Below are 17198 nucleotides of genomic sequence, written 5' to 3'. Positions count from 1 at the left end.
TACGGTAACACCATTAAAGACCTTGATGGGTTTTTCTGTCCACTTAAATGTTCAACTTAAATTTTACAATCTGCCTTTCCCAAAAAACGATCTCAATTAATAAACATATTTCCTTACCGAAAGAAGCGGCCGCATTTTGCGCGTCGCTTTTTTTCGTAGCGAGAAGACTGATGCCTAGACGAATTTATCGAAGGTTGGAGCTTTTAGAAGTCGCCCCAGATACCAGCAGCTAAGATGAAATCAACTCAACTTTGCTTGGTTTTGGTACAATCTAATAAAACGATTATTAATGAGGAAACTATGCTAACCATCTACGACCTACAAAACAAACCATGCTGACACAGTCGGAATTCTTTGATCTGACAACGGCTTGTGATACCTTAAACGGCGTATCGTTTGTCGGTTTGTTAAGATTATTGAATAAGAGCTGTTACCGCGCTTTAAGCAGATTAAGCTGATCTTGGGAATGGAGGATCAAAAGACGGGCCAGAATCTGAATCAGTTTTTTGATCTTTCGCGGCGCGCAAAAGAACTCAAGAATGCCAGCGAGAAACTTCTGCGACGAATCACGGATGAAACGCTGCAGCTGCATTTTACCAAGGATCATTTATTTCACAGTAAGTATTTTATCTTTGAACACGTCGCGTTTACTGAGGGGGATAACTAGCGATTCAGCGTTTCAAAGGCCATCTTCAATAATCTTAAAGGCAGCACCTACGAAAACACCAACCAGACCCTAGATAACTACTATAATATGTTTCCACGTGAGCTGGGCGTGGCCCTTGATCAATACGATAACGGTATGGTGCTTGATATTGACCGTTTCGATCATTTTGTCGGTGAGCCGTTGATTCGTCGCTACTATGAGCAGCTGCATCAAAAAGAAAACCAGCAGGATCAATTAACGCAACTGTTAAAAGCACAGGCCCAGCAGTCTGCTGAACAGGCGGAGCGCCAGCAAAAGCATGATGAGATGATGCTCAAAGCTATGGAACAGTTGGCTCAAAAAGAACAGCGGCCTAAAAAGCAAGGTATATGGTCGCGATTGTTTAGATCAGATGATGATTAGCGGATCTAAGCAAGTTGATCGCAAATGCCAAAAAATGTCTCATGCGCCCAACAGTAAAGAGCGGTCGCGACTACGATGTTTAGGGGGATTTGGTAATGATTAAACTGATTGCAGTTGATATTGATGGCACGCTGCTTAATGATCAAGGACAGATTCTGCCAGCAACGATTCAAGCGGTCAAGCAGGCAACCGCAGCCGGCAAAAAAGTCGTGCTGTGCACTGGACGGCCGCTTTGTGGCGTGACCGATTATCTCAAACAGCTGGGATTATGGCAGCAAGCAGACCAGTACGTGATCAGCTATAATGGCTCACTGATTCAGACAACGAATCAAGTAACGCTTTTAAGCCACCAGCTGCAGTTTAACGATTATTTGGACCTGCTTGAGCTTGCCCATCAAAATAAGGCGGCCTTCAGTCTGTTGACGCCGGACTGCATGTATGTCGAGCCAGAAGACGTCAATGAGATTATCTTAAAAGAGGCCGCTACAGTCAGCATCGAGTTGCAGCAGCAATCAGCAGCAAAAATGGAGACGCTGTCTGATCTGGTACCGGTCAAGGGGATGGTTTTAGATGAGCCGGCTAAGCTGGATCAATTGGAAAAAGTCATGCCAGCGGAATTCAAGCAGCGCTTTACGGTACTGCGCAGTCAGATCGATCATCTAGAGTTTACGCATCCTTTGGCCAGTAAGGAATACGCATTACAGCAGCTGGACAAGCGATTAGGAATCAAACCAGCTGAGGTCATGGCTATTGGCGATGAAAAAAATGATTTGGGGATGCTCAAAACGGCTGGTGTGGGGATCGCAATGGGCAATGCCGTGCCTGAGCTACAGGCGCTTGCTGATCAAATAACGACCGATAATAATCATAATGGTGTTGGTGAAGCGATTGCTAAGTGGCAATAGTTGGCAGACAGTCAGTAAGGCGGAAAATGATCCAGTAACTAATTAAGAAAAAACGGGTTTGATCAATGTGCTCAAACCCGTTTTGTTTTTGCATACAATGGTATATTTTCAGAATATTATACATATAACGATAGAGAACAGTTTTTGGTCTTAGAAAACTTGTTGTTTATTTATTAAAAATACATCCGTTATAAAAGCGCTTAAACCGCCTAAACATAATTATTATTCAAAGAATATTAGAAAATAATCAAGAAAAGGTTGTCGAATTTTAATTCCTGCGTTATATTACTACCAACGATTTTATTAATTATTTATGCAATTACAACCAAGGAGGTCACAGATTATGAACGCAGCCATCATCGGAGTGACTGGCTATAGCGGCACGGTTTTGTACCAACTGCTCAGCCAGCACCCAGCTGTTGAAAACATTCACTTGTACGGTCATCAAAAAGATGTTGCCAAGTCGCGCTTTTTGAATGACGAAGTAGAGGCCTTCTGTGACCGACGAATCTTGATTGAGCCTTATGATGTCCGAAAAATCATGGCTGAAAATGACGTTGTGTTTTTTGCCACGCCCGCCGGAGTCACTTCTAAGCTGGCCAATCCTTACTTGGAAACGGGCTTTCCGGTAATTGATCTTTCCGGTGACATGCGCTTAAAAGATCCCGCTGCCTATGAAAAGTGGTACCACAAGGATGCGGCACCGGCTGCTGAGCTGGCTCAAGCACAATATGGACTGGCTGATTTTAATGCCGTTCAAAAAGGCTACGTTGCCAATCCCGGTTGCTATGCGACGGCTACGCTTTTGGGACTGGCGCCGCTTATCAAGAGTCATTTGATTGAGCCGGATTCGATTATCGTTGATGCCAAGTCAGGGCTTTCCGGTGCCGGCAAGAAATTGACGACCAGCTCGCATTTTGCCTGGATCAATGAAAACTCGCAGCCATACAAGGTTAATCAGCACCAGCACATTCCGGAGATTATCCAGCAGCTGCAGGTCTGGGATCAAAACGTCAAGGCATTGCAGTTTACAACGACTTTAATTCCCGTTACGCGTGGCATCATGGCCTCGATTTATGCCAAACCGTTGTCAGGCGTTGATGAAAGTCAGCTGGATAAAGCCTTTGAAGAATGCTACGGCAAGCGACGATTCGTTCGTTTGATCAAAAACGGCTGGCCAAGCATCAAAGAAGTCAGCCATTCCAATTTCTGCGACCTGGGTTGGGCACTGGATCCAAACAGTCACACGATCCTGGTCGTTTCCGTAATCGATAATTTGATGAAAGGGGCTGCCGGTCAAGCAGTCCAAAATCTGAACCATATGTTTGAACTGGATGAGACGCTGGGGCTGCCAATGATTCCCAGCTGGCCATAATGAAAGGATGTCTTTAATATGATGGAACCACAAACTACACCTAATATTGCCTCAATTACCGAAACCGCCTTTACCTGGCCAAAGGGATTTTACAGTGACGGTCTGCATGCCGGTCTTAAAGCCGAAAAACCGGATCTGGGCTGGCTGTTTTCCAAGGTTCCGGCCAGTGCCGCGGGGGTTTATACGACCAACCAATTCTGCGCGGCCCCAACTGCCTTGACGAAAGAAACGATCAATCATGATCATCAGCTGCAGGGAATCATCGTCAACAGTGCAATTGCTAATTCTTGTACAGGTCCCCAAGGTAAGCTGGATGCTTTGAAGGAACAGGCGCTGATGGCTAAAAAACTGGGGGTCAGCCAAAATCTGATCGGGGTGGCTTCAACCGGCGTGATCGGTGAAATGCTGCCAATGGATAAGATCAAGGCTGGGATTGCCAAGTTGAAGCAAACCAAATCAGCTAAAGTCACCGAAGCCGTTTTGACTACCGATACGCATACCAAAACGATTGCCGTTACGTTTGAGATTGCGGGCCACCAATGTACAATGGCCGGCTTTTGCAAAGGCTCGGGAATGATTCACCCTAAGATGGCCACCATGCTGGGCTTTGTAACGACGGATGCCAAGATCAGCGGGGCCTGCCTGCAAGATCTGCTTAGCGAAGAAGTCGACACGACTTTTAATCAAATTACGGTTGATGGTGACAACTCTACCAACGATATGGTCGTTACGATGGCTAATGGGCTGGCAATGAAAGATGAAGAAGCTTTAACGCCAGATCACCCCGATTATCCAGTCTTTGCCCAGGCCTATCATCAAGTTTTGAGTGCCCTGGCCAAAGAAATTGCTCGGGATGGCGAAGGGGCAACCAAGCTGGTCGAAGCCAACGTCAAGGGTGCGGCCAATGATTTGGATGCCCAGCACGTCGCCAAGGCAATCGTAGGCTCTAATCTGGTCAAGGCAGCTCTGTTTGGTCAAGATGCCAACTGGGGCCGGATCATGGGAGCGATCGGGGCTACAGATGCCGACTTGGACGTCAATCGCGTGGATATTAAGCTCAATGGCATCAATATTGTCTTGAGCAGCCATGGTGTTGAATATGACGAATGGCTGTTGCGGCAAAAATTGGCTAAAGATCAGATCAAAATCGACGTTGATCTGCACCACGGCTTTGGCAAGGGACAGGCATGGGGATGTGATCTGACTTATAAATATGTACAGATCAATGCCTCGTACCGGAGCTAGGGGGCTTAAATGAAAGATCTGATCATTATTAAGATCGGCGGCCAGGCTATCAGTGAGTTGACTGAGGATTTTTTTGAGCAGCTGGCCATCTGGCATGCCCAAGGGAAAAAGATTCTGCTGCTGCATGGCGGCGGCCCCTTGATTACCAAGCTTTGCCAGCAACTGCAGGTCCCAGTCGTTAAAAAAGATGGCGTGCGGATAACCGATATGCAGACCTTGGCGTTGACCAAGCTGGTTTTGCTGGGACAGGCTCAGCCATTGCTTTTACAAAAACTCAGTGCACACCACTTGCCAGTCGTTGGGCTAAATGCTGCGGACAATCAGATGCTGGTGGGCAAGTATCTGGATCAAAGCGTCTATGGTCAAGTGGGAAAAGTCGTTAGCGTCAATCAGTCAGCCTTGCTGAAGCTTTTGGACAGCTACATCGGGGTTTTGGCACCATTGGCCGTTACTAAAGACGGTAACTGGCTCAATGTCAATGCCGATCAAGCGGCAGCCGACACTGCCAGTCTGCTGGGGGCCAAAAAACTTTATTTGATGACTGACGTGGCTGGCGTCTTGAACCATCATCAATTGATTGCGCACCTCACTAAGCCGATCTCACAAAAATTAATTGCTGAAAAAATCATCAAAAGCGGGATGCAGCCAAAAATCAAGGCTGCCTTTGCTGCCTGTGCCGCGGGTGTTGAGCAGGTTGCTATCACCAATTGTCTAAAAAATCCCGGCACGATTATTACCAAGGAGTAACGATATGAATCATCTATTTCCAACTTATACCCGGTTCCCATTTGAAATCGTTAAAGGACAGGGAACGCATTTATTTGACGAAAAAGGTAATGAATATCTTGATTTAACCAGTGGCATTGGCGTCTGTGGGCTGGGCTACAATGTCAAGGAACTCAACGATGCCGTCGAACAGCAATTGCATCAGGTTTGGCATACGTCCAATCTGTATGAAAGCTCGCTGCAAGAAAGCGTTGCGGCCAAATTAGGCGTTGAACCCGACATGCTGGTCAGCTTTGCCAATTCAGGGACTGAAGCTAACGAAGCAGCTTTGAAGCTGGCGCGCAAGGCAACGGGGCGACTGGATTTTCTGGCGTTTGACCACTCATTTCACGGCCGTTCCGCGGGATCATTAACGGTTACGGGCAATCAAGGTATTAAGGAAGGCTTCTTGCCACTGGTGCCGGGTGCACGCTTTGCCAAATATAACGACTACGCGGCTTTAGATGAGATCAAACCGGATCTGGCTGGAGTGATCTTAGAAGTTGTTCAGGGCGAAGGCGGCGTAATTGCTGGGGATGCCAAGTGGCTCAAGGCTGTTGAAGAAAAATGCCATGCAGTCGGAGCTTTGCTGTTGATTGACGAGGTGCAGACCGGGATGGGACGGACTGGTTCATTGTTTGCCTTTGAGCAGTTTGGCCTGCATCCAGACATTTACACGGTTGCCAAAGGGCTGGCCAATGGAATTCCGGTTGGGGCCATGGTTGGCAAAAAAGAACTTGGACAATATTTTGGCCCCGGCAGTCATGGTTCAACGTTTGCCGGTAATCCATTAGCAATGGCGGCCGCTCAGCAAGTATTAAAAATGCTGGATAATGATTTCTTGAATGCAGTTGGGCAAAAAGCTGCCGTGATGCATCAGACAATGGAAAATGAGCTGTTAGACCTGGACATGGTTAAATCAATCAGTGGCTTGGGGCTGATGATTGGCATTCACTTGGATCAATCGGTACCAGTCGGTCAGGTACTGGATCAGTTGCATGCTCAGCACGTTCTGGCGCTTTCGGCTCGTGACAATACCTTGCGTTTGTTGCCGCCATTGATTGCCAGTCAAGACGAGCTGCTGACTGGTGTCGATGAGATCAAAAAGGCGCTGAATGCAGTTGAATCGGCGACCGCTACCGCATAAATAAAATCCGCCAAGCCAAAAATGGTTTGACGGATTTTTGTCGTTGGGGATGATGGCGTGCTGCTTAGCAAATTGGCTTGATGAAAATTGATTTTCTGAGTGAATCTAGTGGATTGATCTTGAATGATACTGATTTATCGAATGAAAGAAAAATCATATGATACAAAAATATTTTATTAGCTGGGACGTTTAAAGCCAATCGTCCCAACGATGAAAGCCCTTACGAGAGTAGGAGTTTGAATGATAAGGTCAGCAAAGGTCAAACTGATTTTGCTGAGGAGCAGTGAATTTAGCAAAGTGAAGGGTTGTATTTTTTAATATACAAACTAAGATGAAAGTGTACAAATGATATGAGTTATTATAGGAAAGGAAGTTTTGGATATGGCTAATGAAATTCAACGTCATAACAACATGTTTGACGACGTAATGAGCGCTGGCATGCGCAACCTGTTAAACGACAATTTCTTCTCTGGCTTTAATGCTAAGGCAGATCATATGAAGACTGACATTGCGGAAACCGAGAAGAACTACGTCGTTAAAGTCGACATGCCCGGCTTTGACAAGAAGGACATTCACATCAATTATGAGAACAACATCCTGACGATCACGGGTCGCCGTGACACGTTTGACGACCTTTCTGATAAGGATGGCAACATTCTGCACAGCGAACGCAACTATGGCCAAATGAGCCGTTCATTCCGTCTGCCGGAAGTTGACTTGAAGAAGGCATCTGCTCACTATAGCGATGGGGTTCTGGTTCTGACGCTGCCTAAGCTGGCACCAGAAGTCGGTACTGGCACGCACATTGAAATCGAATAATTTAATTGACAAATAATCTTTAAATGAGTAGCAGTTTTAAATTGCTACTCATTTTTTGTTTTGTCTATGTAAATGCTTTCACGAATTTGCTATAATTAATTTGTACAATTTAACAATTCTATAATCACTTTATTGTCTTTATAACTAAAGGAGGGGACGTTTTGGAAAACGCAAAGCCAACCAAAAAGCGCCGGTTTAAGATGCCATCTGCGTTTACGATTTTATTTTTCATTATCGTCGTCTTGGCAGTCTTAACCTGGTTTATTCCAGCCGGTAAGTACGCTACCGATTCAGCTGGCAACATTATTGCTCATACCTACCATACCGTTTCGCCACACCCACAAGGCATCTGGGATGTCTTCATGGCAATGGTCATCGGGATGATTGGTGACAGCAAGACGGAAGGGGCGATTCAGATCGCGCTGTTCATCTTGGTAATCGGTGGGTTCTTAGGCGTTGTTAACCAAACTGGAGCTTTAAACAATGGGATTTCGGCTGTCGTTCATCGTTATGAGGGCCGCGAACGGACATTGATTCCAATTTTGATGATTCTATTTGCTTTGGGGGGTACAACCTATGGCATGGGTGAAGAAACGCTGGCCTTTTACCCCTTGCTGATTCCAGTGATGATCGGTTGCGGCTTTGACTCGATCGTCGCGGTGGCCGTGGCTTTGGTCGGCACGCAGCTGGGCTGTCTAGCATCAACGGTCAACCCATTTGCCACTGGGGTTGCCTCGGCAACGCTGAAGATCTCGCCAGGTGAAGGTTTGATTCCACGGCTGATCCTGCTGGTAATCGTCACGGCACTTGGTATCTGGTACACGATGCACTATGCTGACCAGGTCAAAAAAGATCCAACCAAATCATTAGTCTACGCGCAGCGGTCTGAAGATGAAAAACGGTTTGACATTTCCGAAAAAACGCAGGACACGCAGCCATTAACCAAGGTGCAAAAACGCGTGCTGTGGCTGTTTGGGATCACGTTTGTAATTATGATCATGGGGCTGGTGCCATGGACTGATCTGAACAAGCATTGGACGGCCTTTGATACGTTTACCAACTGGCTGCATGGCATTCCGTTCTTGGGCGTTTTGATCGGTAAAGACATCCCAGCCTTAGGGACTTGGTACTTTAACGAAATTACGCTGCTGTTTATCTTCATGTCAGTGGTAATCATGTTTGTCGCACATATGAAAGAAAGCGAATTTATCGACGCCTTCTTAAAGGGAATGGGCGACTTGCTCAGCGTTGCGATTATTGTGGCCGTTGCACGTGGGATTCAGGTTATCATGAACAATGGTATGATCACGGCAACTGTTTTGCACTGGGGCGAAGTTGGACTGGGCGGCCTGTCGCGCAGTGCCTTCATCATTTTGACCTACATTTTCTACATTCCAATGTCATTCCTGATTCCATCAACTTCTGGTTTGGCTGCCGCTACGATGGGCATTATGGGGCCACTGGGACACTTTTGTCATGTTTCCGGCAGTCTGGTTATTACGGCTTACCAAGCAGCTTCTGGCTGGATTAACCTGATTACGCCAACTTCCGGCATCGTGATGGGGGCATTGGCAATCGCGCACGTCAACATCAGCGTCTGGTGGAAGTGGATGGCCAAGTTCATGGTGATCCTGTTCCTGGTTACCTGCGTCTTCTTAGGTGTTGCCGCGGTACTTTAGATTTTTTGATCATATCAGGGGGAATTAATATGGCAGCAGAATTGGTTCAAGAACAAGAGCGCAAGGCAGCTTTAAAGGCCTTAAAGCGGCTGGTAGCCAAGCCCTCTTATAATGAGACTCCGGCACCGGGCGCACCATTTGGACCCAAGATCAAGGCGGCCTTGGATGAATTGATGAAAATCTGTGACGAACTGGGCTATCAGACCTATGAAGATCCGGATGGCTACTATGGCTATGCCGAAACTGGCACTGGCAGCGAGACGTTTGGCATCATTGGTCATGTTGACACGGTACCGGCTGGCGATTTAAGCACTTGGGAACATGATCCGTATTGTGGCGAGACTTTTGGCGATGTGGTCTATGGGCGCGGCGTACAAGATGACAAAGGTCCCGTCATTGCGGCTTTGTTTGCGGTTAAGGCACTGGAGAATCGCGGCTTGCAGTTTAATAAAAAAATCCGCTTTATCTTTGGTACCGATGAAGAAACGCTGTGGCGCGGGATTGCCAAGTACAACCAAAAAGAAGCGCCAATTGATTTGGGATTTTCGCCAGACGCTGAATTTCCGGTTACTTATGCTGAAAAAGGGCTGCAGCAGTCGTATCTGGTTGGTCCCGGCAGCGAGCAGTTGCTCGTAGATACCGGCAGTGCGTTTAATGCAGTACCGGATCGTGCTGAATATGCCGGACCAAAACAAAGCGAGGTCAAGGCGGCACTTGAAAAACATGGGTTTAAATATCATGAGGAAGATGGCAAATTAGTCGTTGAGGGACGAGCTATTCATGCCATGCTGGCTCCTCAAGGCGTGAACGCGGTCTTAAGGTTAGCCATTGCCTTGGATGACGTTTTTAAAGGCTTTGGACCATTGGACTTTATTGGTCAGTGCTTTAAAGAAGATGCCACGGGAACCAATCTGTTGGGTGATGTCAAAGACGAGGCATCAGGACACTTGACGTTTAACATCTCAAGTCTGAAGATCACGCCAAAAGAAACGCGGATGCAGATTGATCTGCGAATTCCGGTGACGATTGATCGGGATGCGCTGCTGGAAAAATTAAGTCAAAACGTTGCCAAATATGATTTGAAATACGAGCATTTTGACTATGTGGCACCGCTGTACGTTCCGAAAGACACTGAGCTGGTTAAGACACTGATGGCGGTTTATCAAGATCAAACCGGCGACACTAAGTCTCAGCCGCAAGTCAGCGGCGGGGCAACCTTTGCGCGGACGATGCATAACTGCGTGGCCTTTGGGGCGATGCTGCCGACCACGCCTGACTTTATGCATCAAGCCAATGAGCAGTGGCCGCTCAAGGATATGTTCAAGGCCATGGACATCTTTGCTGAAGCCGTCAAGCGTTTGTGCGTAGACTAAAGGATTTTAAATAAATTAAAAAGCAGTCACGAGTCTATGCTCGCGGCTGCTTTTTTGAAAATCGGGTCTGCTTTAGATGTGTTCTTTAATGCCATTGGGAAAGTCCTTATCGATTTCCTTTAAGATTGGCAATAAAGTGTTGATGTATTCATGATAGGCCTCAATTGGCTTGCGGTCCTTGCCGTTTGCCTGTAAAAGTGCAATGGCAATATCATGTGCGCGTTGTTCATTGCTGATCATATTATTCACCTCAATTACAGTTTAACAAATTTTATCGTCAGCTGCGAAATCCAGCCAGCCAGAACCGTCGTTTTTAAAATGACCATGGTATAAAAGCCAACTAAAACGCCCGCGGTATTAGTAATGACGTCATCAATATCGACAAAGCGTTCAACATGAAAAAGAAGATCGCATAAAAATTGCGTGGTTTCAATTGAGATTCCCAGCAAGATGCCAAACAGCAGTACAAATTTGCAATCATGCCGATCACTCAGCAGATACCAATAGATGCCTGCTGGAACCGTCATGACGATATTTAAGAAAAAATCAGGCGACAAGGCTTGAAACGGAATGATGTTGCAGGGAACACCTAAGACGTGATAAAAAATCTTATGCGGACCGCCCCAGTTATACTGGGTTGGCGTAAAGCAGAGATAGGCGATTGCCAAAGTATAGATTAAGGCACTCAACATCGTAAACCATTGCCAGCCATGGAGCGGTAGACGCAAGGTCTGATTAAGCATGGTGCCCCAGATGATTAATAGTATTATAAATGGAATCCAAGAACGCAAAATTAAAAATCTCCCCAATAACTCTAACTAAAATTTAAAAACGTGGTACAATAAAGATTCTAGGTTTTACCCTCCAGTCTAGCAAAAAATGCTGGGCAGGTTAAGAGAAGGAGGAAATTAAATATGGCGGAAAAGCAACCGGATCAGCAAACGCTGTCACGGGGCTTAAAGGATCGTCACGTACAGCTGATTGCTCTTGGTGGTGCGATCGGTACGGGACTGTTCTTGGGTTCTGGGAAATCCATTCACGCTGCTGGTCCTTCCATTCTGCTGGCATATCTGATTACGGGGATCATGTGCTTCTTGTTGATGCGGGCGCTGGGCGAGCTCTTGCTGGCCGACCTGCATTATAATTCTTTTGTTGATGCGATTCGAGATTATCTGGGATCACGGGTCTCATTTATCACCGGCTGGACGTACTGGCTGTGTTGGGTCGCAATTGCCATGGCCGAGATTACGGCAATCGGCATGTACGTTCAATTATGGCTGCCAAATTGTCCACAATGGGTGCCCGGCTTGATTACACTGGCTGTGCTCTTGTGTGTCAACTTGATTACGGTTGGTGCATTTGGTGAGGTTGAATCTTGGTTTGCACTGATTAAGATTTTTGCGATCCTGCTGCTGATCGTAATCGGGGTCGGGATGATGCTGGTGCGCTTCAAAAGCCCCAACGGCATTGTTACCTCGCCAAGCAACCTGGTATCGCATGGCGGATTTTTCGCTACTGGTCTGGATGGCTTTTTGAAGTCTTTTCAAATGGTCATCTTCTCGTTTGCCGGGATTGAAATGGTTGGGATGACGGCTGCCGAAACGGCTAATCCCCGCAAGGTCATTCCTAAGGCCATTAACGACATTCCGGTTCGGATTCTATTATTCTACATTGGCGCTTTGTTTGTGATTATGAGCATCTATCCATGGAATCGCCTGAACCCCAATGCAAGTCCGTTTGTTATGGTCTTTAAGGATATTGGCATTTCTTCAGCAGCCTCGATCATCAACTTCGTGGTCCTGACGGCAGCGGCTTCGTCTTGTAACAGTGCCTTGTACACGACAGGCCGGATGCTAGCCGAGCTGACTGCAACGTCGCGGCGACCTTCGATTCGCAAGATCAGCCGCATTTCCAAGAATTCGGTTCCTGCTACGGCGATCGTTATTTCAGCACTTTTGATGGGGCTGTCTTCGCTGTTGAACTACCTGATTCCTTCTGAAGTATTTACGTTGGTATCCAGTGTGGCGACGACCAGCTTCCTGTTTATCTGGGGAACGATTGTTGCAGCTCACCTGCGCTATCGTAAATTGCACCCAGAAGGCAGTAGCTTTAAGATGCCAGGGACACCAGTAACTGACTGGATGGTCTTGATTTTCCTGTTTGCCGTGGGCGTGATCTTGATGTTCAGTGCCGACACGCGGATTGCTTTGATTATCGCGGTAGTTTGGCTGGCATTCATGACGGTTCTGTCTATGACGTTTAAAGAATATAAATATAACTAACTAAAAAACTTCTCGATTTTTGGTCGGGAAGTTTCTTTTTTTCTTCTTAAGTTTAATCACGTTGGCTTTAGCAGTGACTGTTGCAATAGCAGCGTTTCTCATCCAGCATATCGCAGTGACAGATGCCATCTGCACTGGCACAAGGACAGCCTTTTTGGCAGGTCATACCAGCCTTGCAGTATTCTTTTTCCATTTTCATCTCTCCATATTTGAAATTATCAACATAATACGCTGTTTAATCGGGGTTGGCTCATTGTCTGCTTAAATCTTTAGATATTTTTAGCAAACTTGATAGCTGTCAATTAACAAACGGCAAAATCTCCTTAAACTGTGATTAAACATTTGGAGAGGAGAAAAAATCATGTTTTTTGCCAAGCATAAAAAAGAAAGCGTCGTTTTAATGACGGCTTTGCTGATTATTGCCTACATTGGTCGCTTCACCAATCTGATCTGGCTATTTGATGTCTCGATGATCGCAATTGCCATTATCGGTGGCCTGCCACTGGTCTTTCGAGCAGTCGGGGCCTTGAAATTCAAAATTATCTCAATTGAGCTTTTGGTTTCAATTGCCGTAATCAGTGCCCTGGCAATTGGTGAATACAGTGAGGCCGGCATCGTGGTCTGGCTGTTTTCGGTTGGGGATTTGTTGGAAGAGATTACGCTTAAAAAAACCCGCAAGTCGATTCAAGATCTGGTTGATATGGCACCCAAGACGGCACTGAAGATTGAAAGTCCCAGTGATCGTTCGTTTGAAGAAGTTGACATTGACGAGATTGAAAAAGGCGATTATCTATTGGTTAAAACTGGTTCGCAGATTCCAGTCGATGGCCAAGTCGTCGCTGGCAATGGTCATGTTGATCAAGCCAGCATTACCGGCGAATCCAAACCCAGCCACAAAGAAATCGGTAGCAGTGTATTTGCCGGCACGATTCTTTCCAGCGGAACGTTGGTTGTACAAGCCGAAAAGGTGGGCGAAGATACCACATTTGGTCGGCTGATTGAATTGGTTGAAGAGGCTCAAGATAGTCAAACTAAGACCCAGCGTTTTATTGACCGCTTTTCACAATACTACACGCCATTGGTATTACTGTTGTCAATTATCGTAGGCCTGATTACCAAAGACTTACGCTTGGCAATTACCATTCTGGTCCTTGGCTGCCCAGGTGCTCTGGTAATCGGGGTGCCAATCTCGACGGTTGCCGGCATCGGCAGTGCAGCCAAACGAGGCATGATTGCCAAGGGTAGTGCTGCATTGGATGAGTTAACCAAGATTGATACGTTTGTTTTTGACAAGACCGGTACGCTGACGACGGGCCAGCCGAGTGTGGGAAAGGTTGTCAATGTCAATGGCGATCAGAATGAAAATCTAAAGATCCTGGCCAGCATTGAGCATGAGTCCAATCATCCGTTGGCCAAAGCCATTTTGGACTACTGGCAAAAAGATGACGTCTACCCGGTTAGCGACAGCCAGATTATTGATGGGCGCGGCATTCAGGCTGTCGTTAACCAGCACTCGGTTTTGGTTGGTAATGAAAGATTGTTAAACGAAGCCGGAATCGAAACGACCACCGATCAGCTTTCAAAGACCAGCTCACACGTTTTGCTGGCTGTTGATCACGAGCTGCGGCTGGTACTGGAGGTCAGTGATCAACTGCGTCCTGGGGCCAAAGCAGCATTGGACAATCTGAGAAAAATCAAGGACTATCGCCTCATCCTGCTTTCTGGCGATAACCAGGCAGCTACTGAAAACATGGTGGCCGACCTGAACTTTAATGAAGTACGTGGTGATCTTTTGCCAGTCGACAAGGTAGCAGTCATCAAACAGCTGCAATCAGATGGCCATCAAGTGGCTTTTGTAGGGGACGGAATCAATGACAGTCCGGCATTAAGCGTGGCTGATCTAGGGATTGCCATGGGCAGTGGTACCGAAGCCGCCATTGACGTGGCCGATATTATCCTGGTCAACTCCAGTCCGGCTCAATTACCGATTGCCGTTCGTCATGCGCAAAAGACGATGCACAACATGTATGAAAACATTGCAATTGCACTTTTGACGGTATTACTGTTGTTCATCGGTCTGTTTACCGGCTACATCTACATGGCGTCAGGGATGCTGGTTCATGAATTGAGTATTTTGATCGTCATCTTAAATGGTATGCGATTAATTCGTCGTAATTGACCGTAATCAATTATTTATTAGAGTAAATCGACTAAGCTATATTCATAAATAAGCAAAGGGGAAATGAATCATGAAAAAAGTAACGTTGAAACTCAATGATCTGTCTTGTCCGTCATGCATGAGCAAGATTCAAAAAGCCGTCAGCCAACAGCCTGGCGTATCCAATGCCGTGGTAATGTTTAATGCCGGCAAGGTCAAGGCTGAAGTTGATGAAAGCCAACTTGCACCAGAAGCATTGGGCGATGTTGTCAGCCAGCTTGGCTATCAAGTCGAAAAGATCATCGTTAAGGAGGTTTAACCATGAGTGAAATTGAAATCAGTTATGCAAAAGAACAAGAACGCAGCGACCATGAGCACCATGTTCCAACTGCTGGTGCCATGATCGGTCACATTACCGCCAACCTGGCAGTGCATGCTTTAAAGATTGAGCAGGCAGCTTTATTTGCCAAAGGGCCAGCCGCACTGTTTTTAGATCAGTATGGGCGGGCCTGGATTCAAAAAGAACTGGCTTTTTGGGATGATATCAATCGTGCCTTGCATGCCGAAGCAGATTTGGTGCCAACGACCAGCGAGGAACTGCTTAAGTACAGCATGCTGACCGAAAATGGTGCTACTAAGTATGCTGATGGTAAAGATCAGCTGTTTGAGCTGGTTAAAGATTTTGATATGCAGCTATTGTTTATTACACGGGCCATTAAGCTGACCGAAAAAGAAGGGCATGAGGCGCAGAATCAACTGATGAAAGAGCTGTATGCCTGGATTAAGGAACAGATCAGGTTGACACAAAGCTTCTTGGGCCACGAACCAACCGAGGGCCTGCCATCAGCTGCAGAAGATGATGGCGATGATGCAGAATAAAATGTCTGATTTATAAAAAAGCAGGAACAACTGGACGAAACTAAAAACTTTTCCTCTCAATATGAAAACCCGGATGATTCGCTAAGCAATGGTGGATCATCCGGGTTTTATTATGTAGGTATTGTCGGTCGCAAGTTAGCATTACAATTACGTTTGAATTATTCTAAAGCTGATTTTTACTTAGCGACTGGGATGATTTGTCAACGTGCTCGCTTTAAATATAATCGTAAAAAGTTGCTGAAAAATACAGATGGCGTCATTTCAAACTCAAAAGTCTGAGATGACGCCATATTTTTAGTTAAGTAGAAAGTCGTTTTTTCAGCTGTTTAGCCTATGCCAGGCCCAGTTTCTTTTGGCAGGCTGGACAGATGCCATGGACTTCAATATCGCTTTGACTCACCAAAAAATTGGTTTTCTGACGAGTGATCTGCTGCAGATCTTTGGTTAATTCAGCAAAGTGATCATCAAAAACGTCTTGAATTAAGCCGCAGTTATCACAGACAACGTGATAGTGGGGATGACCAAAATAGTCGTAATGGGAGCTGCCATCACCATTCTTCAATTCAATGACCAATTGATCTTCAACCAGCAGATTGATGGTGTTGTAGATCGTTGCCATGCTGATATTGTCGGCTTCTTTTTTTAGATCAGCGTAAATCATCTCGACGCTAGGGTGCGTATGGTGATCGATCAAATAGCGCAGAATCAGTTTGCGCTGCGGGGTCAGACGAACATGTTTTTCACGCAGATGCTGCAGTGCGTGTTCATATTCTGAATTTGCCATTGCAACGATCATACTCCTTTCATAGACGATTGATTCGACAAGTCATAATTATAGCATTGCCAAGGCAGATAATGCATTAGGAAATTAAATGTTTCTTTTTAGATAATAATAATTCTAAATTGATAAAAATAAAAACAATCTGCATCGCTAAGAGCTAAAGACTAGTAATAGAGATTATGCTTAAAGTGCACAAAAGTATTTACTAGTGTGTAAACCATGTTAAAATAGACTCATCTCAATAAAGCGAGGTGAGTCTATTTTTGGATAAAAAATATAAGGCTGGCGAGGCGGCTGAAATCCTTGGAGTATCGGTTTCTACTTTACAGCGTTGGGATCGTGAAGGACGGCTGAAGTCATACAGAAATGCAGCTAATCGGCGCTACTACACCCAAGAACAATTGAACAAGTATCTGGGCGTTACTAATGATGGCAGAAAAAATGTCATTTATGCCCGTGTGTCATCAGCTGGGCAAAAGCATGACTTAAAAGATCAAGAAGAATTTCTGATCGAGTACTGCAATGCCAAAGGCGTTATTGTGGATGAGCATCTAAGCGACATTGGCAGCGGGTTAAACTACAATCGGCTTAAGTGGAACCAGCTTCTGCAGGACGTTGAAGACCGCAAGATTGACAAAATTTATGTCACATACAAAGATCGTTTTGTGCGGTTTGGTTTTGATTGGTTTGCTAATTTCTGCAAGCGCCATGGAAGCGAGAT

General features: G+C 45.9%; 18 protein-coding genes. 15 read left to right on the top strand and 3 right to left on the bottom strand.

Going from position 1 to position 17198, the window contains the following annotated elements; translation table 11 throughout:
* Positions 1-466 precede the first annotated feature (466 nt).
* From HF864_RS08720 to HF864_RS08675, 10 genes are all read left to right on the top strand, one after another.
* A complete protein-coding gene (locus tag HF864_RS08720; protein ID WP_169462592.1) occupies positions 467-667 on the top strand; it encodes a hypothetical protein in 201 nt (66 codons plus the stop codon).
* 87 nt (positions 668-754) lie between these two features.
* Positions 755-1069 carry a hypothetical protein gene (locus HF864_RS08715; RefSeq protein WP_169462591.1) on the top strand — a complete coding sequence of 105 codons (315 nt, stop codon included), beginning with the start codon at positions 755-757 and terminating at the stop codon, positions 1067-1069.
* A 95-nt stretch (positions 1070-1164) separates the two neighbouring features.
* A complete protein-coding gene (locus HF864_RS08710; RefSeq protein WP_169462590.1) occupies positions 1165-1974 on the top strand; it encodes a Cof-type HAD-IIB family hydrolase in 810 nt (269 codons plus the stop codon).
* 343 nt (positions 1975-2317) lie between these two features.
* On the top strand, positions 2318-3349 hold the full coding sequence (argC, locus tag HF864_RS08705; RefSeq protein ID WP_169462589.1) for an N-acetyl-gamma-glutamyl-phosphate reductase: 1032 nt from the start codon (positions 2318-2320) through the stop codon (positions 3347-3349).
* Between the two features lie 18 nt (positions 3350-3367).
* Positions 3368-4594 (top strand): bifunctional glutamate N-acetyltransferase/amino-acid acetyltransferase ArgJ, encoded by a 1227-nt coding sequence (argJ, locus tag HF864_RS08700; RefSeq protein ID WP_205882345.1) that lies wholly within the window; start codon positions 3368-3370, stop codon positions 4592-4594.
* Positions 4595-4603: 9 nt separating this feature from the next.
* On the top strand, positions 4604-5341 hold the full coding sequence (gene argB, locus HF864_RS08695) for an acetylglutamate kinase (RefSeq protein ID WP_169462588.1): 738 nt from the start codon (positions 4604-4606) through the stop codon (positions 5339-5341).
* Between the two features lie 4 nt (positions 5342-5345).
* Positions 5346-6506, top strand: coding sequence for an acetylornithine transaminase (locus HF864_RS08690; RefSeq protein WP_169462587.1), 1161 nt, complete (start codon positions 5346-5348; stop codon positions 6504-6506).
* Between the two features lie 381 nt (positions 6507-6887).
* Positions 6888-7325 (top strand): Hsp20/alpha crystallin family protein, encoded by a 438-nt coding sequence (locus tag HF864_RS08685; protein ID WP_034539094.1) that lies wholly within the window; start codon positions 6888-6890, stop codon positions 7323-7325.
* 200 nt (positions 7326-7525) lie between these two features.
* Complete coding sequence (locus tag HF864_RS08680; RefSeq protein WP_205882346.1) at positions 7526-9004, top strand: YfcC family protein; 1479 nt, start codon at positions 7526-7528, stop codon at positions 9002-9004.
* A 29-nt stretch (positions 9005-9033) separates the two neighbouring features.
* Positions 9034-10377, top strand: coding sequence for a M20 family metallopeptidase (locus HF864_RS08675; RefSeq protein WP_169462585.1), 1344 nt, complete (start codon positions 9034-9036; stop codon positions 10375-10377).
* Positions 10378-10449: 72 nt separating this feature from the next.
* Here the strand turns inward: HF864_RS08675 and HF864_RS08670 are convergent, their stop codons facing one another.
* Both HF864_RS08670 and HF864_RS08665 read right to left on the bottom strand, forming a co-directional pair.
* On the bottom strand, positions 10450-10617 hold the full coding sequence (locus tag HF864_RS08670; RefSeq protein ID WP_006500145.1) for a hypothetical protein: 168 nt from the start codon (positions 10615-10617) through the stop codon (positions 10450-10452).
* Positions 10618-10631: 14 nt separating this feature from the next.
* A complete protein-coding gene (locus HF864_RS08665) occupies positions 10632-11168 on the bottom strand; it encodes a VanZ family protein (protein WP_169462584.1) in 537 nt (178 codons plus the stop codon).
* Positions 11169-11291: 123 nt separating this feature from the next.
* Between HF864_RS08665 and HF864_RS08660 the strand changes: the two genes are divergently transcribed.
* From HF864_RS08660 to HF864_RS08645, 4 genes are all read left to right on the top strand, one after another.
* Complete coding sequence (locus HF864_RS08660; protein ID WP_048345271.1) at positions 11292-12659, top strand: amino acid permease; 1368 nt, start codon at positions 11292-11294, stop codon at positions 12657-12659.
* A gap of 361 nt (positions 12660-13020) precedes the next feature.
* Entirely contained in the window at positions 13021-14838 is a 1818-nt protein-coding gene (locus HF864_RS08655) for a cation-translocating P-type ATPase (RefSeq protein ID WP_169462583.1), read from the top strand.
* Between the two features lie 70 nt (positions 14839-14908).
* Positions 14909-15136, top strand: a complete 228-nt coding sequence (locus HF864_RS08650; protein ID WP_169462582.1) for a heavy-metal-associated domain-containing protein — start codon at positions 14909-14911, stop codon at positions 15134-15136.
* Between the two features lie 2 nt (positions 15137-15138).
* Positions 15139-15696, top strand: a complete 558-nt coding sequence (locus HF864_RS08645) for a DNA-binding protein (protein ID WP_169462581.1) — start codon at positions 15139-15141, stop codon at positions 15694-15696.
* Between the two features lie 331 nt (positions 15697-16027).
* On the opposite strand, the gene HF864_RS08640 is transcribed toward HF864_RS08645, so the two are convergent.
* Positions 16028-16480 carry a Fur family transcriptional regulator gene (locus tag HF864_RS08640; RefSeq protein WP_169462580.1) on the bottom strand — a complete coding sequence of 151 codons (453 nt, stop codon included), beginning with the start codon at positions 16478-16480 and terminating at the stop codon, positions 16028-16030.
* 260 nt (positions 16481-16740) lie between these two features.
* Here HF864_RS08640 and HF864_RS08635 point away from each other — a divergent pair.
* The coding region (locus HF864_RS08635) for an IS607 family transposase (RefSeq protein WP_169462579.1) at positions 16741-17198 on the top strand (458 nt) is incomplete at its 3' end.

Source organism: Lactobacillus sp. MRS-253-APC-2B (assembly GCF_012843675.1).
GTDB classification, from domain to species: domain Bacteria; phylum Bacillota; class Bacilli; order Lactobacillales; family Lactobacillaceae; genus Limosilactobacillus; species Limosilactobacillus pulli.
Note: the sequence above shows the minus strand (reverse complement) of the source record. Positions and strands in the feature narration are given on the sequence as shown.

Bases quoted from the DNA above. Each gene is read 5' to 3' on its own strand.
- HF864_RS08675 (WP_169462585.1), top strand. From the start codon at position 9,034: ATGGCAGCAGAATTGGTTCAAGAACAAGAGCGCAAGGCAGCTTTAAAG.
- HF864_RS08685 (WP_034539094.1), top strand. From the start codon at position 6,888: ATGGCTAATGAAATTCAACGTCATAACAACATGTTTGACGACGTAATG.
- HF864_RS08720 (WP_169462592.1), top strand. From the start codon at position 467: ATGGAGGATCAAAAGACGGGCCAGAATCTGAATCAGTTTTTTGATCTT.
- HF864_RS08690 (WP_169462587.1), top strand. From the start codon at position 5,346: ATGAATCATCTATTTCCAACTTATACCCGGTTCCCATTTGAAATCGTT.
- HF864_RS08710 (WP_169462590.1), top strand. From the start codon at position 1,165: ATGATTAAACTGATTGCAGTTGATATTGATGGCACGCTGCTTAATGAT.
- HF864_RS08640 (WP_169462580.1), bottom strand. From the start codon at position 16,480: ATGGCAAATTCAGAATATGAACACGCACTGCAGCATCTGCGTGAAAAA.
- argJ (WP_205882345.1), top strand. From the start codon at position 3,368: ATGATGGAACCACAAACTACACCTAATATTGCCTCAATTACCGAAACC.
- HF864_RS08645 (WP_169462581.1), top strand. From the start codon at position 15,139: ATGAGTGAAATTGAAATCAGTTATGCAAAAGAACAAGAACGCAGCGAC.
- HF864_RS08655 (WP_169462583.1), top strand. From the start codon at position 13,021: ATGTTTTTTGCCAAGCATAAAAAAGAAAGCGTCGTTTTAATGACGGCT.
- HF864_RS08680 (WP_205882346.1), top strand. From the start codon at position 7,526: ATGCCATCTGCGTTTACGATTTTATTTTTCATTATCGTCGTCTTGGCA.
- argB (WP_169462588.1), top strand. From the start codon at position 4,604: ATGAAAGATCTGATCATTATTAAGATCGGCGGCCAGGCTATCAGTGAG.
- HF864_RS08715 (WP_169462591.1), top strand. From the start codon at position 755: ATGTTTCCACGTGAGCTGGGCGTGGCCCTTGATCAATACGATAACGGT.
- HF864_RS08660 (WP_048345271.1), top strand. From the start codon at position 11,292: ATGGCGGAAAAGCAACCGGATCAGCAAACGCTGTCACGGGGCTTAAAG.
- HF864_RS08650 (WP_169462582.1), top strand. From the start codon at position 14,909: ATGAAAAAAGTAACGTTGAAACTCAATGATCTGTCTTGTCCGTCATGC.
- argC (WP_169462589.1), top strand. From the start codon at position 2,318: ATGAACGCAGCCATCATCGGAGTGACTGGCTATAGCGGCACGGTTTTG.
- HF864_RS08670 (WP_006500145.1), bottom strand. From the start codon at position 10,617: ATGATCAGCAATGAACAACGCGCACATGATATTGCCATTGCACTTTTA.